We start from the raw sequence: 23,386 nt of genomic DNA on the forward strand, positions 1-23,386 counted from the left end.
CCATGCACGTCGTCTTCCGCGAAAGCCACGGGCTTGAAGAAACCGAGACCCCGACCGATCTGGGCCAGAGCCCGGCGGATCTGGTGATGTTGTCCTTTTCGGACAGCGATCTCGGTGCTTTCGCGGCAGGCTGGCATCGCGGCGGTGGGCCGGAAGGGCGAATGCCGACGATGCGGTTGGCCAATCTGACGGCGCTGAAGCACCCTCTGTCCGTTGACACATATGTGGAACAGACGCTTGACGGTGCAAAAGGTATCCTGATCCGCCTGATTGGTGGGGTGCCTTACTGGTCCTACGGGCTGCAGCAGGTTCTTGCGCTGGCGCAGGCCAAAGGCATCGCGCTGGCGGTTCTGCCCGCCGACGGGCGCGAGGATACCCGGCTGGACGACTATTCCACCCTGCCCGTCTCGACCCTGCGGCGGCTGGCACATCTGTGCGACACCGGCGGCGAGGTCGCGGCGCAGGCCGCTTTGGCGCAGATGGCCTTGGCGGCGGGGCTTTACGCCGGACCGGTGTTGGGGGCCAAAACCCTTCCCGAATGCGGTGTTTGGTGCCCTGTCCGCGGCGTAACCCCGGTCGAAGCCGCATTTACGAACGATGCGAAACGCATCATCGTCACTTTCTATCGCGCCTACCTGACCTCCGCCGACACCGCCCCGGTCGCCGCCCTGATCCACAGCCTGCGTGCGCGTGGGTTCGAGGCAATGGGCATGTTCGCCCCTTCTCTCAAAGCACCCGCCGCCGCCGATTGGATGCGCCGAAACATCGTTGCACTGGAACCTTCGGCGATCATCAATGCCACGTCCTTCTCCGGCAAAGGCGCGTCGGGAACCTCTCCGCTTGACGCGGCGGGTGTGCCGGTTTTCCAGGTCGCTCTGGCAACTTCACGCCGCAAAGCGTGGGCCGAGGCCGAACGCGGTCTTTCCCCCGCCGACCTTGCCATGCACGTCGTGCTGCCCGAAGTGGATGGGCGGATCTCGGCGGGCATCGCTTCATTCAAGGAACCGGGCAAACGCGATCCGCACCTGGAGTATTCCCGCTTTGCCCACCGCGCTGAACCTGAACGGATCGAAGCGATCATTGATCGTGTAACCGGCTGGCTGAATCTGAACGACCGGCCCAAAGCGGAACAGGTGCCGGTTCTGGTCCTGTCCACCTATCCCGGCAAGGACTGGCAGATGGCCCATGCGGTGGGCCTTGATGCGCTGGCGTCAGCCGAAGCGATGCTGTCAGATTTGCAATGCGCCGGGTACGACACAGCCCCTGCCGAACCGATCGCCGACACATTGCTGGGCGCCCGGATTGCCTGGTCGGTCGAAGATTACCTGGCCGCGCTTGCACACTTGCCAGATCAACTGAATACGGACCTGCAAACAGTCTGGGGCAAGCCCGAGGATGATCCGACCTTTGTTGATGGCGCGTTTCATTTTACCGCGCTGCACCGGGGCAAGGCGCTGGTCGCGCTGCAACCCGAACGTGGCACGCCTGAACTGCGCGATGACGACTATCACGACCTTTCGCGCACACCGCGTCACAGCTATGTCGCGTTTTACCTTTGGCTGCGCAAAAGCCTGCACGCCGACGCACTGATCCATATTGGCGCCCATGGCACTCTGGAATGGCTGCCGGGAAAATCCGTTGCCCTGTCCGCCGAGTGCTGGCCTGAGGCGCTGATCCGTGATTTGCCGGTGATCTACCCCTTCATTGTCAACGACCCAGGCGAAGCCGCACAGGCCAAGCGCCGGATCGGGGCCGTCACGCTGGGTCACATCCCGCCCCCGATGAAGGAGAGCGGCACGCCGGACAGAATGGTTCGGCTTGAATCGCTGCTGGACGAATTCTCGAACGCAGACGGGCTTGACCCAAAACGACGCGACCGCTTGCAGGAAGATATCCGGCAGGAAGCGCAGGCCATCGGTCTGGAAAGCGATCTTGGTCTTGACCAGGCCACCTGTATCGCCGAGGCAATCACCCGCATCGACCGCTTTGTCTGCGACATCAAGGAAAGCCAGTTTGGCGACGGATTGCACATCTTTGGCCGCGTGCCTGAAGTGACCGGCAATTTCGACCCCGCGCCATCTGCACACGCCGAACGCGCCGCCTTGCTGGACGCGCTGGCCGGAAAGCGAATTGAGGCTGGACCGTCCGGCTCGCCCTATCGCGGGCGGTCGGATGTGCTGCCCACTGGGCGGAACCTCTTCACCACTGATCCCCGGTCGGTCCCGACCCGCGCGGCTTATTCACAAGGCGTGAAACTGGCCGAGGAACTGGTTCGGCGGCACCTGCAGGAGGAAGGCGATTATCCGAAAGGCCTGATCGTCGATCTATGGGGGTCTGCCACCATGCGCACGGCCGGCGAGGAATTCGCGATGGCGCTGCACCTGCTGGGCGTAAAACCGGTCTGGGACAAGGGATCAGAGCGGGTATCAGGCATCGAAGTGCTTCCAATCACCGACCTCAGCCGTCCACGTCTGGACGTGACCCTGCGTGTTTCGGGCCTGTTCCGGGATGTATTCCCGACGCTCTCCGCTCTATTTGGCCAAGCCGTTCGGGCGCTGTCCCAGCGGGACGAAGCGCCGGACTGGAACCCTTTCGCGGGGCAGACCCCGAACCCTCGGGTTTTTGGCCCGGCTCCGGGCAGTTATGGTCTGAACATGACACACTTGTCGGAAACCTACACCGACGAGGCCCGCACGCAGGCGGGTGAGGCCTGGCTACAGGCCAGTTCATTCGCACTGGAAGGCGAACACGTCGCACAGGATATCGACGGCATTACCCGGCAGGTCGCCAATGCGGACAGCTTCGTGCACCTTCAGGACCTGACCGAAACCGACCTGCTGCTGGCCAACGACTATGCCACGCATGAGGCCGGTTTCGCGGCGGCCAAGAAGATTACCGGCGGCGAGGTGCAACTCTATCACCTCGACAACACCAATCCGGATAAACCCCGCGCCCGCACCCTGCCGGAAGAAATCAGCCGCGTCGTCCATGCCCGGGCCGCCAATCCCGCCTGGATCGCGGGGATGCAGCGCCACGGTTTCCGCGGGGCGGCCGAGATCGCGGCGACGCTGGATCACATGGCTTCTTTTGCCCACCTGTCCGGTACGGTCGCGCCACATCTTTTTGACCTCTACCATGACGCGACGCTGGGCGATGTCGAGGTGGACGCGTTCCTGCAACAGGCCAACCCGCAAGCGCATCAGGCCATGCAGGACCGGTTCCGCGCGCTGCTGGAGGCCGGGCTTTGGAACACGCGCCGGAACTCGATCCGGGCCGATCTGGAGGGTCTGAGATGAGCGCACCGATCGTACAAGGCTGGTGCCCCGGCGCGCATCGACCGATGATGTCCGGCGACGGGCTGGTCGTTCGTGTGCGCCCTCGGCTGGCGCGGCTGGATGCCAAACAGGCATTGGGCCTGTGCGAGCTGGCAGGGCAATTCGGCAACGGCACCATCGATCTGACCAACCGGGCCAACCTGCAATTGCGCGGCGTGAGCGAAGCTGATCACCAGCCTCTGCTTCAAAAACTCTCTGCACTGGACTTGCTGGATGCAGAGCCCGGCATTGAGGTGCGGCGCAACATACTCGTCTCGCCGCTGTATCAAACCGGCGATCTGACCAGCCGTCTAACTACGGAGTTGACTGACCGGCTGGGTGAATTGCCCGACTTGCCCGCCAAGTTCGGCTTTGCCATCGACACCGGCCCGAACCGTCTGCTTGCAGCGGATTCAGCGGATATCCGGCTGGAAACCGGTCCTGACGGCCTGATCCTGCGCGCGGACGGGTCTGACACCGGGCGACGTGTCACCGAGGCCAAAGCGATCGACCAATTGATCGCGTTGGCACAATGGTTCTCCAGGAACTTCACCCCGGAAAATCGCCGCATGGCGCGGGTCGTGGCAGCACTAGGCCTGCCGCAGGAGTGGCAGGGCAGCAACCCTGCCCCAACTGGCGAACCGCTTCAGCCTGGCACTCACGATCTGGGTACATTCTATGGCGCGGCGTTCGGGCAACTGCCCGCCCAGCCACTTGCCGAACTGATCGCGGTGACTGGCGCGACTGCTTTGCGTGTCACACCTTGGCGGCTGATCCTGCTGGAAGGCGGGGCGTCGATACCTGCTGCAGACTTTGTCACCGATGACGCCGACCCACTCATGACCACAGATGCCTGCCCCGGTGCGCCATTCTGCCCTCAGGCGCAGGCAGAAACCCGCGACATTGCCCGTGCCCTGGCCCCGCGCGTGGCCGGCACACTGCACGTGTCCGGTTGCTCCAAGGGATGTGCCCGAATGGGCCCGGCCGACGTCACCTTGGTTGGCCGGAACGGCCGTTTTGATCTTGTAAATCAGGGCCGCGCGGGGGATGAGCCCAGCCAGCGCGGGCTGAGCCCCGAAACACTCATGACTATGGACCTGACCTGATGCCCTATGAATACGAAACCGATGGTGCGGCGATCTACAAGGAAAGCTTTGCCACTATCCGCTCTGAGGCAGATCTGGCCCGGTTCGACGCGGACGAGGAACAGGTCGCCGTTCGCATGATCCATGCCGCCGGAATGGTGGGCCTGGAAGAGTTCGTGCATTTCTCGCCGGGATTCGTGACCGCGGCCCGCACGGCGCTGGAAAGCGGCGCCCCAATCCTTTGTGACGCGCGCATGGTCAGCGAAGGCGTGACCCGTTTTCGCCTGCCCGCCGACAACCAGGTGATCTGCACCCTGCATGACGAACGCGTGCGCCCACTGGCCGCCGAGATGAGCAACACCCGGTCCGCCGCCGCGCTGGAATTGTGGCGCCCTCATCTGGAAGGCGCTCTGGTCGCCATCGGCAACGCGCCTACCGCCCTTTTTCATCTGCTCAACATGCTGGAAGACCCCGGCTGCCCCCGTCCCGCCGCCATCATCGGCTGCCCCGTGGGGTTCGTCGGCGCGATGGAATCCAAGGACGCCTTGTGGGAAGCGCAGCCCGTGCCGTCCTGCATTGTCAAAGGCAGGCTGGGCGGCAGCGCCATTACCGTGGCCGCGATCAACGCCATCGCAAGCCGGGCGGAATGAAGATGGGCACAATATACGGTGTGGGCCTTGGCCCCGGCGATCCCGACCTGATGAGCGTTCGGGCGGATCGCCTGCTGCGCAACGCAAAACACGTCGCCTTTTTCCGCAAGCCGGGCCGCAGCGGTCAGGCCCGCAAGATCGTAAACGGGATGATCCCGGAAGGGGCAGTTGAATTCCCGATGGAATACCCCGTCACCACGGAAATTCCCGTCACGGACCCGCGCTACAACGAATTGCTGTCTGAGTTCTACGAAGACTGCACCGCGCATCTAAAGGCGCTGTCTGAAAACGGCGAAGACGTGGTGGTTCTGTGCGAAGGTGACCCGTTCTTTTACGGCTCGTTCATGCATCTATACAGCCGGTTGCGCGACAACGCTCCGGTCGAAGTGGTGCCCGCCATCACCGGCATGTCGGGCGCGTGGACCGCAACCGGCGATCCGATCACCTGGGGCGATGACGTGCTGACAGTACTGGTCGGCACCCTGCCCGAGGACGATCTGGCCCGGCGCATGGCCCAGACGGATGCGCTGGTGGTGATGAAAATCGGCCGCAATATCGACAAGGTCAAACGCGCATTGCAGACAGCCGGGCTTTATGACCGTGCCTGGATCGTTGAATACGCGCAAATGCCGAACCAAACAGTGACGAAGCTGTCCGAGGCGTGCGGCAAGATCACGCCCTATTTCTCGATCATCGTTGTCCATGGCCAGGGTCGTCGTCCATGAGCGGCTGGGTCAAAATCGCGGGGCTAGGCCCCGGCAATGAGGATCTGGTCACTCCCGAGGTTTCGGCTGCATTGGCCGAAGCGACCGACGTTGTCGGATACATTCCCTACGTCGCCCGGGTGGCAGAGCGCACCGGCCTGACGCTGCACGCAAGCGACAACCGGGTCGAGATCGACAGGTCACAGCACGCGTTGCAGATGGCGTCAGAGGGCAAGCGCGTGGTGGTTGTGTCCTCGGGCGATCCAGGTGTCTTTGCCATGGCCGCCGCTGTGTTCGAGGCAATGGAAAACGGCCCCTCGGAATGGCATGAAATTCCGATTGACGTGCTGCCCGGGATTACGGCGATGCTGGCCGCTTCGGCCCGCGCAGGTGCGCCGCTGGGTCACGATTTCTGTGCCATCAACCTCAGCGACAATCTCAAGCCGTGGCCTTTGATCGAAAAACGTCTTCGACTGGCCGCGCAAGGGGACTTCGCGATGGCGTTTTACAACCCTCGCTCCAAGTCCCGTCCAGAAGGCTTTGTAAAGACACTGGAAATCCTGCGCGAGGAATGTGAGCCAGAGCGTTTGATCCTGTTCGCCCGAGCGGTTACGCGGCCCGACGAGGCCATTCGCATCTCGACCCTTGCCGAGGCGACACCTGACATGGCCGACATGCAGACCGTGGTGCTAGTCGGATCTTCACTGACCCGTGTGATTGACAGGGACCGCGGGCCAATTGTCTACACTCCAAGGTTTACTCAGGCCAGGGATCAGGAATGACCCAGCCAGTCCAGAACGTCTGCAACATTCGACAATTCGGTTCGCTGCGGCAGGACCGGACGGTCGATCATCAGCACCGGCAGGCCCAGCGCCCGCGCGGCGTCCAGTTTGGCCCGTGCGCCGGTTCCGCCCGCGTTCTTGGACACCACCAGTTCTGTGCCGTGCTGCGCCATCAGCGCCCGGTCATCTTCAACAGTAAACGGTCCGCGGGAAACGACGACGTCGCAATCCGGCAGCGGCAGGGTGTCAGGCTTATCCACCAGCCGCAACAGGTAATGATGCTGGGGCTGGGCGGCAAAATCCCCGAGATGCATCCGGCCTACCGCAAGAAAAACGCGCTGAGACGCCCCGGACAGGGCATCCACCGCAGCGGCGATGTCCGCCACGTGTGTCCAGCAATCTCCGTTCTGCGGGGTCCAGGCTGGCCTGGTCAGCGCGGCCAGCGGAATACCTGTTTCATCACATCCCTGAACCGCATTCCGGCTCATCTGCGCGGCAAAGGGATGGGTGGCATCAACCATATGGCTGACACCGTGATCACGAATGTAACGCGCCAGCCCTTCCGCCCCGCCAAACCCGCCCACCCGGACCGGCAATGGCTGCGGTCGCGGATTGTCCACCCGGCCTGCGTAGGAGTAGGTTGCAGCTATGCCCCGGTCGGCAACCGCCTTGGCCAACGCGTTGGCCTCGGTCGTGCCGCCAAGGATCAGGAGGTGGGACATGCATGAAGCTCCGTGGCTGACCGTTCTTGGACTGGGCGAAGATGGACTGGATGGCCTGTCGCCGGCAAGCCGTCAAGTGCTGGACCGCGCCGAAGTCGTCATGGGGCCACCGCGCCATCTGGCGCTGGTTCCCGAAAACGGGGCCGAGCGGATCGCGTGGCCCGTGCCATTTGCCGATGGTTTGCCCATTCTGACCGGGCTGCGCGGTCGCGCCACCGTGGTACTGGCCTCGGGTGATCCGTTCTGGTTCGGTGCCGGGTCGGTGATCGCGCGCAATTTCGATCCCGGTGAGTGGTTGGCCCTGCCGGGTCAGTCGACCTTTTCTCTGGCCGCCGCGCGGCTGGGCTGGCCCTTGGAAAGCACTTTGACCTTCGGGTTGCATGCCGCCCCTCTGACCCGGCTGCGCCCACATCTGTCCCCGGGATTGCGGGCAATCCTGCTGCTGCGCAATGGCGCGGCGGTGGCCGAATTGGCCAATTACCTGACCGAGACCGGCTTTGCCGACACGCAACTGCACGTGATGGAGGCGCTTGGCGGCCCGCGTGAACGGGCCCGCAGTGTCTCGCTGACCGAGGCGCTTCTGGGAACCTTCGAGCACCCGGTTTGCGTCGGACTTGACGTCGCGGGTGCGGGCCGCGCCCTGCCCAAAGCCTCGGGCAAGCCGGATGAGATATTCGAAACCGACGGGCAGATCACCAAGCGCCCCATCCGCGCGCTGACCCTGTCTGCGCTGGCCCCACAACGCGGCGAACATCTGTGGGATATCGGAGGCGGCACAGGCTCGATCAGTATCGAGTGGCTGATGTGCGACCCGAGCCTGACGGCGACCACGATCGAGCCTCGCGCCGACCGGGCCGAGCGTATCCGCCGGAATGCCGATACACTGGGGCAGGACCGGCTGAATGTGGTTCACGGTACGGCCCCCGGGGCGCTGGATGGCTTGACCCCGCCTGACGTTGTTTTCATTGGCGGCGGGCTGAGCGTTGACCTGCTGGAATGGCTGCGGAGCAATTTGCCCCAGGGTACGCGATTGGTGGCCAATGCGGTCACACTGGAAAGCGAGACATTGCTGGCCCAATGGCACGAGGAACGCGGCGGCGACCTGTTGCGCATTGACCTGTCTCATGCGGCACCGCTTGGCCCGCGTCGCGGCTGGAAGGCCGCTTATCCGGTCGTGCAATGGAGCGTGACACTATGATCGTCGCGGGCCTGGGCTTTTCGTCCTCCGCCACGGCGGACAGTTTGCAGGCGGCGTTCAAGGCGGCCGCATCCGGGCATCGTGTGGATGCGCTGGCCACTGTTGCCGACAAGCAAGGCCACCCTGCCCTGACTGATTTTGCCCAAAAGCTGGCCGTGCCCGTGCATTTCATCGCGCCCGCCGATCTGGCCGGGCAGCGGACCCTCACCTGCTCGAACCGCAGCCGGGCCACGTATGGCACCGGCAGCGTGGCCGAAGCATCCGCCCTTGCCGCCGCCGGTTCCGGGGCGCGGCTTCTCTCACCCAGACTGATTTCGGACGACCGGCTTGCGACCTGCGCCGTCGCCATCGGAGGACAAACATGACCGTTCATTTCATTGGCGCCGGACCGGGCGCCGCCGACCTGCTGACGCTGCGCGGGCGCGATATCATCGCGTCCTGCCCGGTATGCCTGTACGCCGGATCACTGGTGCCCGAAGAAATTCTGGGTCATTGCCCCGAAGGCGCGAAGATCGTGAACACCGCACCGATGGATCTGGATCAGATCATGGCGGAGATCGAGACCGCGCATCAGGCTGGTCACGACGTGGCGCGGCTGCATTCCGGCGACCTGTCGGTCTGGTCGGCAATGGGCGAACAAATCCGGCGCCTGAAACAGATGGGCATCCCGGTCAGCGTCACCCCCGGCGTTCCGTCCTTTGCCGCAGCCGCCGCGGCGCTTGGCACGGAACTGACACTGCCCGGACTGGCGCAATCTGTAGTTTTGACCCGCACGCCGGGCCGTGCATCGTCCATGCCCGAAGGCGAGACGCTGGAAAACTTTGCCCGCACCGGCGCAACACTTGCCATCCACCTATCGATTGGCAATCTGGACAAGGTGATCGCCGACCTTACACCGGCCTATGGCGCGAATTGTCCGGTCGCCGTCGTTTATCGCGCGAGCTGGCCGGATGAGAGGATCATCCGCGCGACGTTGAACACATTGAAAGAGTCGCTGGACGAGAGCATTTCGCGTACCGCGCTGATCCTTGTCGGTCCTGCATTGGCGGGTGAAGGGTTTGACGAAAGTTGCCTGTATTCAAAGACCTATGATCGTCGCTACCGCCCGCAAAGTGCGGAAAGCCCCTGGTCGAGCTGGAGCCACGGCGATGACTAACCCCCCGGGATTGCTGATTTCCGCCCCTTCTTCGGGAACCGGCAAGACAACAGTCATGCTGGGCCTTTTGCGTGCGCTGGCCGAAGATGGTTTGTCAGTTCAGCCGTTCAAAAGCGGGCCGGATTATATCGACCCGGCGTTTCATCGGGCGGCAGCCGGGCGGGCCTCGTTCAATCTGGACAGTTGGGCGATGGGCGACCCCTTGCTGAACGCGATCTCAGCCCAGGCCGAAGGCGCGGATATCGTTGTGGCCGAAGGCTCGATGGGCCTGTTCGATGGCGTCGCAAAACCCGGAGAACTCGGGCACGGGTCCAGCGCTGAGACAGCGCAGCGCATGGGCTGGCCCGTTGTACTGGTGCTGGATGTAGGCGGTCAGGCGCAATCTGCGGCGGCGACGGCACTTGGGTTCCGAATGTACAATCCGGACCTGCCCTTTGCCGGAGTAATCCTGAACCGCTGTGCCAGCCCACGGCATGAACGCCTGACCCGTCTGGGGATGGAACGCGCGGGTCTGCCGGTGCTGGGCGTCCTGCCGCGGCGCGGCGATCTGACCCTGCCTGAACGCCATCTTGGCCTGATTCAGGCGGTCGAACACCCGGATCTGGAAAATGCCATTGCCGGGTATGCAGCATTCCTGCGCGAACATGTGGACCTTGAGGCGATCAAGGCTGCAGCTTCCTCAGGCCCGAAAGGGCCATCGTCAGCCGCGCTGCCGCGCCCTCCGGCGCAACGGATCGCATTGGCACAGGATGCGGCGTTTTCGTTTACCTACCCGCATCTGCTGGAAGGGTGGCGCGCAGCAGGGGCTGAAGTTCTGCCGTTTTCGCCATTGGCGAACGAAGCTCTGGCCGCGGATGCTGATCTTGTGTGGCTGCCCGGCGGGTATCCGGAATTGCACGCCGGAACGCTGGCGGCGGCCGATACGTTCCTGTCCGGGCTGCGCAAACATGCCGATACAAAGCCCGTTCACGGGGAATGTGGGGGCTACATGGCCTTGGGCGAGGGGTTGATCGACAAGGACGGCACCCGGCACCGGATGGCCGGATTGCTGGGTCTGGTGACATCTTACGAAAAACGCAAATTCAATCTGGGCTATCGTCGGGCGGAATTGCTGTCGCCGATGCCGGGACTTGCCGCCGGTACGGCATTGCGTGGGCATGAGTTTCATTATTCGTCGATTGTCGAACAGCCAGACCCCCCTTTGGCGCGCGTGTTTGACGCAGAAGGCACCGAAGGACCGCAGACCGGATCGGTACGCGGACACGTGACAGGCACCTTCTTTCATCTGATAGCCGAGGCCTCGGCATGAGCGGTTTTGTTTCCTTCATCGGCTCTGGCCCCGGCGATCCCGAGTTGCTGACGCTCAAGGCGGTGAATCGGTTGCAAAAGGCGGACGCGGTGCTGTTTGACGATCTCAGCAGTGGCCCAATCCTGTCCCATGCGCGCGATGATGCCGATCTGGTTGGGGTAGGCAAACGGGCCGGCCGCCCGTCGCCGAAACAGGATCATGTCAGCCGATTGCTGGTGGACTATGCCCGTACTGGCCAGCATGTCGTGCGCCTGAAATCCGGTGATGGCGGCTTGTTCGGTCGTCTGGAAGAAGAGCTTGTCGCGTTGCGGGATGCTGGTATCGACTATGAAATCATTCCCGGCATTCCGTCAGCCGTTGCGGCCGCGGCGGCAGCGGGCATCCCGTTGACCCGTCGTCTGACCGCCCGCCGCGTGCAATTTGTGACCGGACACGATGTCAGCGGCCAGTTACCGGAAGATCTGAATCTGCCCGCACTCGCGGACCCTTCCGCGACAACAGTGGTTTTCATGGGCAAACGCACCTTCCCCTTGCTAGTCGAGGCACTTCGCTCCCATGGCTTGCCGCTGGATACTCCGGCATTGATGGCCGAGTCCGTCTCGACCCCCGACCAGAAGCTTCGCCGTGCCACCATCGGCGCTTTGGCGGAACAGTTGCAATCCGAAATCGGCACAGCCCCGGCCCTGATCCTGTATGGCCCGCTGGCGGAGTTTGACAATGTATGAGCTGTCCCTGATCGGCATTGGCACGGGCAACCCGGATCACGTGACTTTTCAGGGGGCAAAGGCAATCCGTGAGGCCGATCTGATCCTGATCCCGCGCAAGGGCGAGAACAAGGCCGATCTGGCAGGACTGCGTGAAGAGATCATCGCGCAGGTGACAGATACCCCGCCCCGGATCGCTTATTTCGACATTCCCGAACGCCGGGCCGAGGACGGCTATCTGCGCGGTGTTGATGAGTGGCACGACGCCATCGCCCTGCGTTGGCAGGAGGCGATGGAGGCTGATCCAGAGACCCGGAATGTGGCGCTATTGATCTGGGGTGATCCGTCGCTTTACGACAGTTCTTTGCGAATTGCCGCGCGACTGACCCCCCAGCCACAGAAAAGGGTAATCCCCGGCATCACCGCGTTGCAAGCTCTGACCGCAGCGCACGGAATTCCGGTCAACGATATTGGCGCGCCTTATGTTGTCACGACTGGCCGAAGGCTTCGCGAACAGGGCTGGCCCGAAGCCGCGACCAAGGTGGCGGTCATGCTGGATGGTGAATGCTCGTTCCAGTCTCTGGAGATGAAGGATTATGACATCTGGTGGGGCGCGTTCGTCGGCATGAAGGAGGAGCTGCTGATCCATGGCCAACTTTCCGAGGTGGCGCAGGAGATTCTGGAGACCCGCGCCCGCGCACGAGCCGAGCATGGCTGGATCATGGATATCTATCTGCTGAAAAGGCGCGCGGTCTGACGCAAAGTGGCATAGCAGGTGAGTTTGTTGATCAGGCGGGACGCTTCGATGCGAAAAGCCTCATGGCTCAATCGAACGTCTGATGAAGGGTGCACTCCTCTGACGGACCACCCCACAAGAATGTGAATGCGTCGGTGCTGAATTTCTGGCATCACAGGGTCAGTCACACCAAATGAGGCAATGTGATGAGATTGCTCTGGGTCCTGTTCTGTCTGCTGGCCTATCCCGTTTGGGCTGATGATCCCGACATCCCTGAAGGCTGGGCGGTTTATGTGACCGACAAGTCATATGAGGACCTGGTGGACGCCACCAAAACAGCGATAAAGGCAAACGGGCTGATCGTGGTGACGCAAGCCGGGCCAACAAAGGCCGCCGCTGCGCGCGGGATCACCATTCCCGGCAACCTGGTGATCGGCGCATTCAACAACGATTATGCGGTGCGTGTTTTGGAAACATCGACCAACGCGATGATCGAGGCGCCGATCAGGTTTTACGTGACCGAAAACGAAGACGGAACTGCCACCCTGTCCTATAAAACGCCCGGTTTTGTGTTTGCTCCTTATGCCTCAGAAGGTGGCGCAAAGCTGGGCGAAATTGCACGGGAACTGGACAAAAAGTTTCAGGCCGTGGCCGAAGCGGCAGTCAAATAGTCACACTGCCGTGATCTGCCTTGCGTCCGACGGCGTCCTCCGCAATCTGCTGTGCAACTTGTGTATCGGAGCATGACGGATGCAGGACCTTTCACCCCGCGCGGCGGATATTCTGGCCCAACGCCTGTACGAGGCCGGTTGTCGCCATGCTTTCGGTATGCCCGGAGGAGAAGTTCTGACGTTGGTCGACGCGCTTGAGAAGGCGGGTATCACCTTTCATCTGGCCAAACACGAAAACTCGGCTGGTTTTATGGCCGAGGCGGTACATCATCGCGACGGTGCGCCTGCGATTCTGGTGGCGACATTGGGCCCCGGTGCGATGAACGGGATCAACGTGGTGGCGAACGCACTGCAGGACCGGGTTCCCATGATCGTGCTGACCGGCTGCGTCGACGCGGACGAAGCGCTGACCTATACGCATCAGGTTATGGACCACTCCCGGGTCTACCGCTCGATCACGAAGGGCACGTTTGTAATGACCGCCGAGGGCGCGGATATCGTCGCGGACAAGGCCGTGTCACTTGCCAATCAGCCACGTCCTGGCCCCGTGCATATCGACGTGCCGATCTCGGTTGCCGATACGCCTGTCAGCAGCACGAAACGGCGCCGGCTGACCAAGCCCGCCGCCGTTGCCCCCGAAGGGAACTGCGTTGAAAAGGCCCGGCGCTGGGTCGCCGACGCCGAGCGTCCGCTGGCCATCATCGGGCTCGATGTCCTCTATGACGACTCGCGCTGTGTAGTGCGGGCCTTTCTTGAGCACTTCCGAATTCCCTTTGTTACCACCTACAAGGCCAAGGGCGTGGTGCCCGAGGATCATCCCCTGTGTCTGGGCGCTGCAGGGCTGTCCCCGCTGGCGGACAAGCATCTGGTGCCATTGGTGGAGCAGGCCGATCTGGTCCTGTGCCTGGGTTATGACCCAATCGAAATGCGCCCCGGCTGGCGCGAGATCTGGGACCCCGAGGAAAAGCGCGTGATCGACATCTCGGCGGTCGTTAACGATCACTACATGCATCAGGCCGGGCTCAATCTGGTTGCCGACACAGCGGCCACGCTTGAGGCCATCGCCAAGGGCAATCTCGCGTGCGCGACGTGGCCTGGTGGTGAGCCCGAACAAGTGAAAGCCGCACTGGCGCAAGCGTTCCCGGTGAGTGACGACTGGGGACCCGCCGCAGTGATCGCGGAATCCCGCGCCGCGCTTCCACCTGAAACCCTAGCGACGGCCGACAGCGGCGCACATCGCATCCTGCTCAGCCAGATGTGGGAATGTTCCGAGCCGCGCGGGCTGATACAATCCTCGGCCCTGTGCACCATGGGCTGCGCCGTGCCGATGGCCATAGGCCTGAAACTGGCAGAACCGGACCATCCCGTGATCAGCTTTTCCGGCGACGCCGGTTTCCTGATGGTGGCCGGTGAGCTTTCGACGGCTGCTGAAATGGGTGGCAATCCGATCTTTCTGGTCTTTGTCGATGCCAGCCTTGCGCTGATCGAGCTAAAGCAGCGCCAGCGTCAGATGGGCAACCGGGGCGTTGACTTCGACCGCCACGATTTTGCCGCCATGGGACGCGCCTTTGGCGGCAATGGCCACACTGTTCGCAATCGCGCCGAATTGCGCGCGGCACTGGATGCCGCCGTAAAAGCCGACACATTCACGGTCATCGCCGCTGAGATTGAGCGCGGAGGTTACGATGGCCGCATCTGAAGGGCCGCTGAAAGGCGTCAAGGTTCTGGATCTCAGCCGTATTCTGGCCGGGCCGACCTGTACGCAATTGCTGGGCGATTTGGGCGCCAGTGTCATCAAGATCGAAAACCCGGCAACGGGTGGCGACGACACACGGCAGTGGGGCCCGCCATATGTCGAGGATGCGGACGGAAACCGCTCGGACCTGAGTGCTTATTTCATGGCAGCCAACCGCAACAAGAAATCCGTGGCGATCGACATCACGACCGCCAAGGGTCAGGCCGAAATAAAACGGCTGGCATCTCATGCCGATATCCTGATCGAAAATTTCAAACCCGGCGGGCTGGCCAAATACGGGCTGGACTACATGTCTCTGTCACAGGAGCTTCCGGGGCTCGTGTACTGCTCGATCTCGGGCTATGGGCAAACCGGACCAAATGCGAGCAAACCCGGCTATGATCTGATGGCGCAGGGCTATGGCGGGATCATGTCGCTGACCGGCGACCCCGAAGGCGCGCCGATGAAAGTGGGTGTCGGCATTGCCGACGTGATGTGCGGCATGTACGCCACCGTCGGCATACTGGCGGCTTTACGGCACCGCGACCAGACCGGCGAAGGACAGCAGATCGATCTGGCGCTGGTCGACGCGCAGATCGCATGGCTGATCAACGAAGGTGTGAACTACCTGACATCCGGCAACGTTCCGCAACGGCGAGGCAACGGGCATCCCAATATCGTGCCCTACGACGTCTATGAAACGTCAGACGGCCACGTCATTCTGGCAGTCGGCAATGACACACAGTTTCAAAGGTTCTGCCGTTTCATCAACCGCGAAGACCTTGCCGACGATCCCCGTTTTGCAACAAACCCGGCCCGCCTTGAAAACCGCGATGCTCTGAACGCAATGCTGCGACCTGCCCTGCAAGGCATGGACACCGCAACGGTGATCGCGGGTCTGGAAAACCTGAAAGTTCCCGTTGGTCCGGTACAAACATTGGATCAGGTTTTTGCCACCGATCAGGCGGCGGCCCGCAACATGCAGATCGCCATGCAAGCGCAACCTGGGCCGGTGCAACTGATCGGAAATCCGCTCAATTTATCGCGCACGCCGGTCATCTATCGTGCGGCTCCGCCAGTATTTGGCGCCGATACCCAGGCCGTTCTGGGCGCCGAAAATCCCTTCGACGATTGAAACACAGTGCCCGTTTCGGCGGCATGTTGCTGAAACATGCCCTTGAATCGGCGGTTTTTTTCGCGTTTTACACACACAGCCTTTCACCAATTCGAGAGCAGGGTCGATACTGTTACGTCCCGTCGGCACACTCTGATAAATCGAACAGTGTCAAATATCGCAATCAGATTGGACCCAAGTATGAAACAAGACGTTTTTGGACAAATGAACACTTTGACCCAGCCGGCAAGCGTCGAAGCGTGGAATGGTGTTCTGCTTGGGTTCATGGCGCATTCAGCGGTCACGCCCCAGCACTTGGGCAAAGTGCTGGAGCTCGAGCCGGACTTTGCGCTGGGTCATGCCATCAAAGGTTTGTTCATGGCGTTGCTGGGCCGGCGGGAAATGATGCCTGTCGCAGTCGAAGCGCTGACGGCTGCAAATGCCGCAATGGCGCGGCAGCCGATCTCGGCCCGCGAACGTCTTTATGTCGATGCACTGGCGCTTTATCTGGCCGGTCAGTTGGAGCAGGCGGTTCAGAAGTTCGAAGCGGTGCTGCGCGACCATCCGCAGGATACGCTGGCCATGAAACTCAGCCACGCAACCCGATTTGTGCTGGGCGATGCCCCGGGCATGCGCCGGTCGATCGAACGCATCCTGCCGGCTTATGCGCCAGATCATCCGGGGCGCGGATACCTGCTGGGCTGCCACTCGTTCGCGCTTGAGGAAACCGGTGCATATGAAAAGGCCGAAATCGCGGGCCGTCAGGCACTGTGGATGGTCTCGGACGACGCATGGGGTCTGCATGCGGTCGCGCATGTGCATGAGATGACCGGTAACGCGCAGCTGGGTCTGGACTGGCTGGCCGGTCGCGAAAACGCCTGGTCGCACTGCAACAACTTCCGCTATCACGTGTGGTGGCACAAGGCGCTGATGCATCTTGATCTGGGCCAGATCGATCAGGTGATGGAGCTGTATGATCACCATATCCGGCAGGACAAGACCGACGATTACCGCGACATCTCGAACGGAACATCGTTGCTGATGCGGTTGGAACTTGAGGGTGTAAATGTCGGAAATCGTTGGGAAGAACTGGCAGATTTGTCCGCCGCGCGAACCGAAGATGGCTGTTTGATTTTCGCGGACCTGCATTATCTTCTGGCGCTGACCGGCGACAACCGCGCAGACGCCACGGCAAAGATGCTGAACCGCATCCAGCAAGACGCAAAACGCGCCAAGGATGACACTACCCGCCGCATGGCCGATCCCGGCGTAGCCGCGGCACTTGGTCTTGAGGCATTTGCCGAAGGACAGCATGGCACCGCCTTTGACCATCTGTGTGCCGCGCGCGGATCAATGCAACTGGCAGGTGGCAGCCATGCGCAACGTGATGTTTTTGAACGTATTACAATCGATTCCGGCCTGCGCGCCGGACGTCTGGATGAGGTTGAGCACATTCTTGACGACCGTCGTGCCAAGCGGGCCGGAGGCGAGGACAACTATGCCCTCGCTCGTCGGGCACTGATCGCAGCGGCACGCGACAGCGGTGACATGCAAAGCGTGCCCGCCGAATAACAACAAAAAGACCAGGAAGGACAGAGAACGTATGGCGACTGTTTCGCCCGCTACTGATTTTGCATCGGTTGCAGCTTCGGCTGCGACCCCTGCCAGCACGCGCGATCCGCGGCTGGATTTCTATCGCGGCATCGCGATGTTCATCATTCTGATCGCGCATATCCCGAACGATCCGTGGGCCAAATGGATTCCGGCACGCTTCGGCTTCTCGGATGCGACAGAGATTTTTGTGTTCTGTTCCGGCATGGCCTCGGCGATTGCCTTTGGCGGGGCCTTTCTGCGCAAAGGCTGGTGGCTGGGCACCGCCCGGGTCGCCTTCCGCATCTGGCAGGTCTATTGGGCACATATCGGCCTGTTTTTCTTTGTCGCCATGACCATGGCCGCACTGGACCAGACTGGCACGTTCGATAAAACCTATGTCTCGTCTCTGAACTTGCAGCATTTCTTCAACGATCCTGCGCCGCAGATGGTCGGGATTTTCACCCTTACCTATGTACCGAACTATTTCGACATCCTGCCGATGTATCTGGTGGTTCTTGCGATGATGCCCTTGTTCATGGGCCTGTCCCGGATCGGTTTCTGGGCGGTTGCGGCAACCTCGATCGCGATCTGGCTTGTCGCCCAGTTCGGAGTGCTGGCCCTGCCCGCCGAGCCGTGGTCGGATCGCCAGTGGTTCTTCAACCCATTTGGCTGGCAACTGCTGTTCTTTACCGGTTTTGCATTCATGCGCGGCTGGATTCCCGCGCCGCCTGTGTCGAAAACACTGATCTGGATCGCGGCGCTGTTCCTGATCCTTTCCGCGCCCTTTGGCTCGTGGAAGGTTTTCCTTTGGGTGAATTCCGCAGCACCGGAACTGGGCGCGCTGATCCGAAAGGCCTGGCCCCTGACCGAGGAATTGCGGAGCAAAACCGAATTCGGACTGTTCCGTTATCTCCATTTCCTGTCACTGGCCTATCTGGGCTGGGTCGCCGCCGGGGAACACGGGCATCGCCTGATCGCCTCGGGACACGGCGTGGCGGCACGGATCTGGCAATGGCTGCTGACCGTCATCACCAAGGTGGGTCAGCAATCGCTGGCAGTGTTCGTATTTTCGATGGCAGCGGCACGACTTATCGGCGTTGGGCTGGACCAGACCGGGCGGGATTCCGCCGCTGTCTTTGCCGCCAACATAATTGGCTTTGCCATGATCATCGGTGTGGCCTATCTGGCCGCATGGTTCAAATCGCAACCATGGAAATCTAAGAAATGATTCTTACACGCCGCGCATTTCTGACCTTATCGACGGCACTGGCATTTGCCCCATCCGCGTTTGCGACTGGCGGTGAGGTTCCGTTTGACCGCAATGATGTGATTAAGCTTGCCCGCGATCTGGCCAGCCGCCCCTATACGGACCGCGAGATGGTGCCGCAGGAATGGCAGGACCTGACATATCAGCAGTATCGCTCGATCCGGTTCCGGCTGGACCGGGCGCTGTGGTACGAGACCGAGACACCCTTCAACGTCGATTTCTTTACCCCGGGCCTTTACTTTCCGCGCACTGTTCAGGTCTCGACCGTTGAAAACGGCATGACGACGCCGGTCGCGTTCGATCTGGCGATGTTCGACAAATCCGAAGACGTGCCACACCTGCCCGTGGACGACACTCTGGGCTTCTCCGGTCTGCGCTTGCGCACTGAGATGCATCGCCCCGGTAAAACCGATGAGTTCTGCGTCTGGCAGGGTGCCAGCTATTTCCGCGCCATTGGCCTGCATGAGGTTTATGGTTTATCGGCGCGGGGACTGGCGCTGAAGACCGGCGACCCGGATGGCGAGGAATTCCCCGAATTCATCCGTTTCTGGCTGGAGCGTCCCGCGCCGGGCCAACGCAACATGATCGTCCATGCGCTGATGGACAGCCCCAGCGTGACAGGCGCGTACCGCTTTGATGTCACCGCAGGCGCGGATTGCGTGATGGAGGTAGAGGCGACCCTCTTCCCGCGCGAGGACCTGACCCATGTAGGCATCGCGCCGGGCACATCGATGTTCCTGTTCGATCAGACCAATCACAGCCGGTTCGACGATTTCCGGCCCGCCGTGCATGACAGCGACGGGCTGCTGGTGCGCAACGGCGCGGGTGAAGTGCTGTGGCGGCCGCTGGCCAACCCGACGCGGTTGCAGATTTCTTCCTTCGTCGACACCAACCCGGTCGGCTTTGGCCTGATGCAACGGAAACGTGAGTTCTCGGATTACGCTGATCTTGAAGCGAACTATCACAAACGCCCCGGCCTGTGGGTCGAACCCAAAGGCGACTGGGGCAAGGGCTCGGTCACGCTGGTCGAAATTCCTGCCGATCAGGAGATCTACGACAACATCGTTGCCTATTGGCGACCGGCTGCCCCGTATGCTGCGGGCAGCCAGATCGATATATCCTACCGCCTGATCTGGGGCGACAATCCACAGCGTACGCCGATGGCCCGCGTAATCAACACGGCAATGGGCGAAAATACGTTCGGCGAAGGGCGTCTGGCCGTCATCGACTTTGAGGCCAGCGACTTGTTCGACGACCTCGAGGCGATTTCGATCTTTGTGGATTCGCCTCATGCCGAAACCTCGGACGGTGTGTTGCAACGCAACCCCGATACCGGCGGAATGCGGTTGGCATTTTCATTTGAACCCGCCGAACGGGATCATGTCGAACTGCGCGCGCAGTTGCTTGTCGGAAAACAACCGGCCTCCGAGGTCTGGCTGTACAGATGGACCACATGAACCGCGATCTGCATATCATGCCCCCCGAGGCGCCTCTGGCCATGCCGGCGCAGGATTTCAGCGCCGGGTTCCGTGACGCACAGGTTCCGTCCCGGACGGACAATCCGTCTACCGGGTTCTGGCGCGCCTTGGCTTTTTCACCCGCGATGGCCGCAACGCTGGGCCTGTTGTGGGTGATGTCCGACTGGTTCGGGGCCGAAGGGATCAACCTGATCGAGGGCATTCTGCTGACGCTGATCTCGTTCAATTTCTTCTGGATTTCGTTCACGGTCTGCACCGTTCTTCTGGGCATGGCGTCGCTTGCGCGGCAGGAGCAGCCCAAACACCAGACCCGCCCGACCCCGCTGCGCGTCGCGTTGTTGATGCCGGTTTATAACGAAGTGCCGTGGTTCGTTCTGGGCAATGCCCGGACAATGCTGGAAGAATTGCGGGCGCGCGGCGGCCAGCATCACTATGCCATGTTCATCCTGTCCGACACGCGCGACCCCGAGATTGCCGCGCAGGAACAGGCCAGCGTCGAGGCGCTGCGAACCTCGCTCGCACCCGGGCTGGAGTTGTATTACCGCCGCCGCGAACAGAATACCGACCGCAAGGTCGGCAACATCGCCGACTGGGTTAGCCGTTGGGGCGCGGACTGGGATGCGATGCTGGTGCTGGATGCCGACAGCCTGATGACCGGCCGCGCCATCGCCCGCCTGACGGATTCGCTGGCGCGTGATCCGGGCGCGGGCCTGATCCAGAGTTATCCGCAACTTATCGGTGCGCAGTCGGTCTTTGCCCGGATGCAGCAGTTCGCCAACGGAGTTTATGGCATTGCCTTTGCCGAAGGACTGGCCCGCTGGTGCGGGCAGGAAGGCAACTACTGGGGCCACAATGCCATCATTCGAACCCGTGCCTTTGCTTCCTGCGCCGGGCTGCCCAAACTGCGATCTTTCAGCGGGCAGGACCAACTGATCATGAGCCACGACTTTGTCGAGGCCGGGTTGCTGCGCCGCGCCGGCTGGGGTGTGCGATTCCTGCCGCGTATTCGCGGATCGTATGAAGAGACACCGCCCACCCTGATTGACCACGCCATGCGCGACCGCCGCTGGTGCCAGGGTAACCTGCAGCACCTGAAACTGCTGGGCTCTGCCGGATTCCGCGCAGTGTCCCGCTTCCACATGTTTCATGGTGCGGTCGGCTATCTGATGTCGCCGCTGTGGTTTGCGCTGCTGGTCATGTGGGCGCTGATCGGTCAGGGCGAGGATGCGTCGGTTCTACATTATTTCAGCCCCGACAATCCGCTATTTCCGCAATGGCCGGAAATGACTGAAACCCGCCACGTGCTGATCATTCTGGTCATGTATGCAATGTTGCTGGCGCCCAAGGTACTGGGCGTCGTGGCCCTGCCCCTTAGCGGTGTTCGCTATTCCGATTTCGGTGGCGGGCGGCGGTTTTTCATCTCGTTTCTGTCCGAGGTGATCCTGTCGATCCTCTATGCCCCGATCCTGATGGTACAACAGATGATCGCAGTCTTCCGAACGGCGTTGGGCATCCAAAAAGGTTGGTCCCCGCAAGCCCGCGACGGCGGTAGCTATAGCCTGCGCACCCTTGTTCTGTGCCACGCTCTGGAAACGATCAGCGGTATCGCACTAAGCGTTGGGATTCTGGCCGGGCTGGTATCGATCTGGCTGGCCCCGATCGCCATCAGCCTGGCCCTGGCCATACCGTTGTCCGCGCTTAGCGGCGTGTCCGCAGGAACGGCCCGGCGCATGGTCGGTATGCGCGAGGACTTCGCCGAACCCGCAATCACCCGTTCGGCCCGCCGCCACCGTGACGAACTGAAACGCCTGATTGAGGGCAAGGGGACGATGACCCCGGCGGAATGATCAGCTTCCGGGCAGGCCTTCGTACCAGTCCACCATCATGTCCGCCCACCCTTTGGGAACACCGTGACCACCGGGAAACAGCGCAAACTCCAGCGCGCTGTTTTCGGCGCAGCCCGTCCAGTTTCGGCGCATGAAATTGCCCGTGATCGAAAACCCGGATGGTTTGGTATCCGGGCATTCATTGGCTTCCCGCCAGATTTCAAACCCTGCAAAGATATCCCCCTGATGGAACCGCCCCCCACCCAGTATGCGCCCCTCCAACGGGACTACATTGTCTGCCCAGCCATGGGTGTGAAACAGCTTGACCGGCCCTGCGCAGCTTTCGGGATTTGGCCGCCAAAAGCCTCCTGATACGGGCACATAGGCCGAAAACGTCTCTGGTGCATCGCAGGCCAGATAGTTCACCATGAACCCGCCTGCGGAAAACCCGCCCAGCACGACCCGGTCACTATCGATGCCAAATCGGTCGGCTGCGTCCTGCACCACTTCGGTCAGAAAGGCGGTATCGTCCCGCCCCTCCCAGCCGGGATAGAAGTTCCAGCTTTTGCGCCCGTTGCTCATTGCCCCTTCGGGTGCCATCACCGCATAGCCACGCGCGAGCAGCGGATCGACCATATTGCGGTTCTTCATCGTACCGCTGCCGCTGCCGCCATAGCCATGCAGGAACACGACCAGCGGCGGGTTTTCGACCTTTGGCAATTCGATGTGGTATTCGCCGGACGGGGTCTCGCACGTACCTTCAGATTCGGCACAAGTGGCCAAAGCCGTTTGTCCGGCGAATGAAAGGCTCAGCGCCAGCCAGAATTTCGCTTTCATCAAATGTCCTCTTTGTAAGCTTCGACCGGCAGCCCTTCGCGCAGCCAACCCGGTCCGGCGGCCGAGCCCAGCATGCCTTCGGGGACGTCGATAATATTGGTAAAACCGGCAGCCGTCAGTTGATTGCTCAGCCGCGCCGACCGGACGCCACGGGCGCAGATCAGTGCAACAGGCGCAGACCGATCGCCATCTGCAAGCTGCGTGAGCGCCTGCACGAAGTCCTCGCGGCGCATATCAAGCGGATGCGCGCCCCTGCCAATCCCGGTTGCGCGCCATTCCCGGGGGGTGCGGATATCCACCAGCAGGATGTCCCCCGAAACTGCCTGTTGATACGCGCCGGCGACCTGAACCCGTCCACCGGAATAATCCTGTGGAATCAGACGGTACTGCCGTATCGCAAAGCCGGCGGCGATGGCGGCACCAACACCCAAAACTACCCGCCTTCGCGTTAGGTTCACTTTTTCTGCCACGCCGCGCTCCCATGCCGACAAATCGGTTTTATCAC

General features: G+C 61.8%; 21 protein-coding genes. 18 read left to right on the forward strand and 3 right to left on the reverse strand.

Annotated features, from left to right (window positions below):
- Positions 1-2: 2 nt before the first annotated feature.
- Genes cobN through cobJ form a run of 5 tightly spaced genes read left to right on the forward strand, consistent with a single transcriptional unit; the run spans position 3 to position 6,535 of the window.
- Complete coding sequence (gene cobN, locus ACR1XU_RS19555) at positions 3-3,296, forward strand: cobaltochelatase subunit CobN (protein WP_480908155.1); 3,294 nt, start codon at positions 3-5, stop codon at positions 3,294-3,296.
- Positions 3,293-4,420, forward strand: coding sequence for a precorrin-3B synthase (cobG, locus tag ACR1XU_RS19560; protein WP_480908153.1), 1,128 nt, complete (start codon positions 3,293-3,295; stop codon positions 4,418-4,420). The genes cobN and cobG overlap by 4 nt, the downstream gene beginning before the upstream one ends.
- Positions 4,420-5,049, forward strand: a complete 630-nt coding sequence (locus tag ACR1XU_RS19565; RefSeq protein WP_170609609.1) for a precorrin-8X methylmutase — start codon at positions 4,420-4,422, stop codon at positions 5,047-5,049. Before cobG ends, ACR1XU_RS19565 begins: the two co-directional genes overlap by 1 nt.
- Entirely contained in the window at positions 5,046-5,774 is a 729-nt protein-coding gene (locus ACR1XU_RS19570) for a precorrin-2 C(20)-methyltransferase (protein WP_170682395.1), read from the forward strand. The genes ACR1XU_RS19565 and ACR1XU_RS19570 overlap by 4 nt, the downstream gene beginning before the upstream one ends.
- Positions 5,771-6,535, forward strand: a complete 765-nt coding sequence (gene cobJ, locus ACR1XU_RS19575; protein WP_480908151.1) for a precorrin-3B C(17)-methyltransferase — start codon at positions 5,771-5,773, stop codon at positions 6,533-6,535. The genes ACR1XU_RS19570 and cobJ overlap by 4 nt, the downstream gene beginning before the upstream one ends.
- On the opposite strand, the gene ACR1XU_RS19580 is transcribed toward cobJ, so the two are convergent.
- On the reverse strand, positions 6,526-7,257 hold the full coding sequence (locus ACR1XU_RS19580) for a cobalt-precorrin-6A reductase (protein ID WP_480908149.1): 732 nt from the start codon (positions 7,255-7,257) through the stop codon (positions 6,526-6,528). The genes cobJ and ACR1XU_RS19580 overlap by 10 nt on opposite strands.
- Between ACR1XU_RS19580 and cbiE the strand changes: the two genes are divergently transcribed.
- The 13 genes from cbiE to mdoH all read left to right on the forward strand — a co-directional run bounded on the left by cbiE (position 7,256) and on the right by mdoH (position 22,065).
- Positions 7,256-8,455, forward strand: a complete 1,200-nt coding sequence (cbiE, locus tag ACR1XU_RS19585) for a precorrin-6y C5,15-methyltransferase (decarboxylating) subunit CbiE (RefSeq protein WP_480908147.1) — start codon at positions 7,256-7,258, stop codon at positions 8,453-8,455. The two genes, ACR1XU_RS19580 and cbiE, sit on opposite strands and share 2 nt — an antisense overlap.
- Positions 8,452-8,820 carry a cobalamin biosynthesis protein gene (locus tag ACR1XU_RS19590; RefSeq protein ID WP_321254914.1) on the forward strand — a complete coding sequence of 123 codons (369 nt, stop codon included), beginning with the start codon at positions 8,452-8,454 and terminating at the stop codon, positions 8,818-8,820. Before cbiE ends, ACR1XU_RS19590 begins: the two co-directional genes overlap by 4 nt.
- Positions 8,817-9,611 (forward strand): precorrin-4 C(11)-methyltransferase, encoded by a 795-nt coding sequence (cobM, locus tag ACR1XU_RS19595; RefSeq protein ID WP_170682391.1) that lies wholly within the window; start codon positions 8,817-8,819, stop codon positions 9,609-9,611. Before ACR1XU_RS19590 ends, cobM begins: the two co-directional genes overlap by 4 nt.
- Positions 9,604-10,920 carry a cobyrinic acid a,c-diamide synthase CobB gene (locus ACR1XU_RS19600; RefSeq protein WP_480908145.1) on the forward strand — a complete coding sequence of 439 codons (1,317 nt, stop codon included), beginning with the start codon at positions 9,604-9,606 and terminating at the stop codon, positions 10,918-10,920. Before cobM ends, ACR1XU_RS19600 begins: the two co-directional genes overlap by 8 nt.
- The gene (cobA, locus tag ACR1XU_RS19605; RefSeq protein WP_170808263.1) at positions 10,917-11,645 is read left to right on the forward strand and encodes a uroporphyrinogen-III C-methyltransferase; all 729 of its coding nucleotides are present in this window, start codon (positions 10,917-10,919) and stop codon (positions 11,643-11,645) included. Before ACR1XU_RS19600 ends, cobA begins: the two co-directional genes overlap by 4 nt.
- On the forward strand, positions 11,638-12,381 hold the full coding sequence (gene cobF, locus ACR1XU_RS19610; protein WP_170609598.1) for a precorrin-6A synthase (deacetylating): 744 nt from the start codon (positions 11,638-11,640) through the stop codon (positions 12,379-12,381). Before cobA ends, cobF begins: the two co-directional genes overlap by 8 nt.
- 185 nt (positions 12,382-12,566) lie before the next feature.
- On the forward strand, positions 12,567-13,031 hold the full coding sequence (locus tag ACR1XU_RS19615; RefSeq protein WP_480908142.1) for a DUF302 domain-containing protein: 465 nt from the start codon (positions 12,567-12,569) through the stop codon (positions 13,029-13,031).
- 79 nt (positions 13,032-13,110) lie between these two features.
- Positions 13,111-14,730: a thiamine pyrophosphate-binding protein gene (locus ACR1XU_RS19620; protein ID WP_480908140.1), complete on the forward strand. Its 1,620-nt coding sequence runs from the start codon at positions 13,111-13,113 to the stop codon at positions 14,728-14,730.
- A complete protein-coding gene (locus ACR1XU_RS19625; RefSeq protein ID WP_480908139.1) occupies positions 14,717-15,901 on the forward strand; it encodes a CaiB/BaiF CoA transferase family protein in 1,185 nt (394 codons plus the stop codon). Before ACR1XU_RS19620 ends, ACR1XU_RS19625 begins: the two co-directional genes overlap by 14 nt.
- Before the next feature lie 180 nt (positions 15,902-16,081).
- Positions 16,082-17,452, forward strand: coding sequence for a tetratricopeptide repeat protein (locus tag ACR1XU_RS19630; RefSeq protein WP_170682386.1), 1,371 nt, complete (start codon positions 16,082-16,084; stop codon positions 17,450-17,452).
- 31 nt (positions 17,453-17,483) lie between these two features.
- The gene (locus ACR1XU_RS19635) at positions 17,484-18,701 is read left to right on the forward strand and encodes an OpgC family protein (protein ID WP_480908137.1); all 1,218 of its coding nucleotides are present in this window, start codon (positions 17,484-17,486) and stop codon (positions 18,699-18,701) included.
- On the forward strand, positions 18,698-20,197 hold the full coding sequence (locus ACR1XU_RS19640) for an OpgD/OpgG family glucan biosynthesis protein (RefSeq protein ID WP_480908135.1): 1,500 nt from the start codon (positions 18,698-18,700) through the stop codon (positions 20,195-20,197). The genes ACR1XU_RS19635 and ACR1XU_RS19640 overlap by 4 nt, the downstream gene beginning before the upstream one ends.
- Complete coding sequence (gene mdoH, locus ACR1XU_RS19645) at positions 20,194-22,065, forward strand: glucans biosynthesis glucosyltransferase MdoH (RefSeq protein ID WP_480908133.1); 1,872 nt, start codon at positions 20,194-20,196, stop codon at positions 22,063-22,065. The genes ACR1XU_RS19640 and mdoH overlap by 4 nt, the downstream gene beginning before the upstream one ends.
- Here the strand turns inward: mdoH and ACR1XU_RS19650 are convergent, their stop codons facing one another.
- Complete coding sequence (locus ACR1XU_RS19650; protein WP_480908131.1) at positions 22,066-22,881, reverse strand: CE1 family esterase; 816 nt, start codon at positions 22,879-22,881, stop codon at positions 22,066-22,068.
- The gene (locus ACR1XU_RS19655; protein WP_480811991.1) at positions 22,881-23,351 is read right to left on the reverse strand and encodes a rhodanese-like domain-containing protein; all 471 of its coding nucleotides are present in this window, start codon (positions 23,349-23,351) and stop codon (positions 22,881-22,883) included. Before ACR1XU_RS19655 ends, ACR1XU_RS19650 begins: the two co-directional genes overlap by 1 nt.
- Positions 23,352-23,386: the final 35 nt, after the last annotated feature.

This window comes from Ruegeria sp. D1(2025) (assembly GCF_056536425.1).

Bases quoted from the DNA above. Each gene is read 5' to 3' on its own strand.
- cobN (WP_480908155.1), top strand. From the start codon at position 3: ATGCACGTCGTCTTCCGCGAAAGCCACGGGCTTGAAGAAACCGAGACC.
- cobG (WP_480908153.1), top strand. From the start codon at position 3,293: ATGAGCGCACCGATCGTACAAGGCTGGTGCCCCGGCGCGCATCGACCG.
- ACR1XU_RS19565 (WP_170609609.1), top strand. From the start codon at position 4,420: ATGCCCTATGAATACGAAACCGATGGTGCGGCGATCTACAAGGAAAGC.
- ACR1XU_RS19570 (WP_170682395.1), top strand. From the start codon at position 5,046: ATGAAGATGGGCACAATATACGGTGTGGGCCTTGGCCCCGGCGATCCC.
- cobJ (WP_480908151.1), top strand. From the start codon at position 5,771: ATGAGCGGCTGGGTCAAAATCGCGGGGCTAGGCCCCGGCAATGAGGAT.
- cbiE (WP_480908147.1), top strand. From the start codon at position 7,256: ATGCATGAAGCTCCGTGGCTGACCGTTCTTGGACTGGGCGAAGATGGA.
- ACR1XU_RS19580 (WP_480908149.1), bottom strand. From the start codon at position 7,257: ATGTCCCACCTCCTGATCCTTGGCGGCACGACCGAGGCCAACGCGTTG.
- ACR1XU_RS19590 (WP_321254914.1), top strand. From the start codon at position 8,452: ATGATCGTCGCGGGCCTGGGCTTTTCGTCCTCCGCCACGGCGGACAGT.
- cobM (WP_170682391.1), top strand. From the start codon at position 8,817: ATGACCGTTCATTTCATTGGCGCCGGACCGGGCGCCGCCGACCTGCTG.
- ACR1XU_RS19600 (WP_480908145.1), top strand. From the start codon at position 9,604: ATGACTAACCCCCCGGGATTGCTGATTTCCGCCCCTTCTTCGGGAACC.
- cobA (WP_170808263.1), top strand. From the start codon at position 10,917: ATGAGCGGTTTTGTTTCCTTCATCGGCTCTGGCCCCGGCGATCCCGAG.
- cobF (WP_170609598.1), top strand. From the start codon at position 11,638: ATGTATGAGCTGTCCCTGATCGGCATTGGCACGGGCAACCCGGATCAC.
- ACR1XU_RS19615 (WP_480908142.1), top strand. From the start codon at position 12,567: ATGAGATTGCTCTGGGTCCTGTTCTGTCTGCTGGCCTATCCCGTTTGG.
- ACR1XU_RS19620 (WP_480908140.1), top strand. From the start codon at position 13,111: ATGCAGGACCTTTCACCCCGCGCGGCGGATATTCTGGCCCAACGCCTG.
- ACR1XU_RS19625 (WP_480908139.1), top strand. From the start codon at position 14,717: ATGGCCGCATCTGAAGGGCCGCTGAAAGGCGTCAAGGTTCTGGATCTC.
- ACR1XU_RS19630 (WP_170682386.1), top strand. From the start codon at position 16,082: ATGAAACAAGACGTTTTTGGACAAATGAACACTTTGACCCAGCCGGCA.
- ACR1XU_RS19635 (WP_480908137.1), top strand. From the start codon at position 17,484: ATGGCGACTGTTTCGCCCGCTACTGATTTTGCATCGGTTGCAGCTTCG.
- ACR1XU_RS19640 (WP_480908135.1), top strand. From the start codon at position 18,698: ATGATTCTTACACGCCGCGCATTTCTGACCTTATCGACGGCACTGGCA.
- mdoH (WP_480908133.1), top strand. From the start codon at position 20,194: ATGAACCGCGATCTGCATATCATGCCCCCCGAGGCGCCTCTGGCCATG.
- ACR1XU_RS19650 (WP_480908131.1), bottom strand. From the start codon at position 22,881: ATGAAAGCGAAATTCTGGCTGGCGCTGAGCCTTTCATTCGCCGGACAA.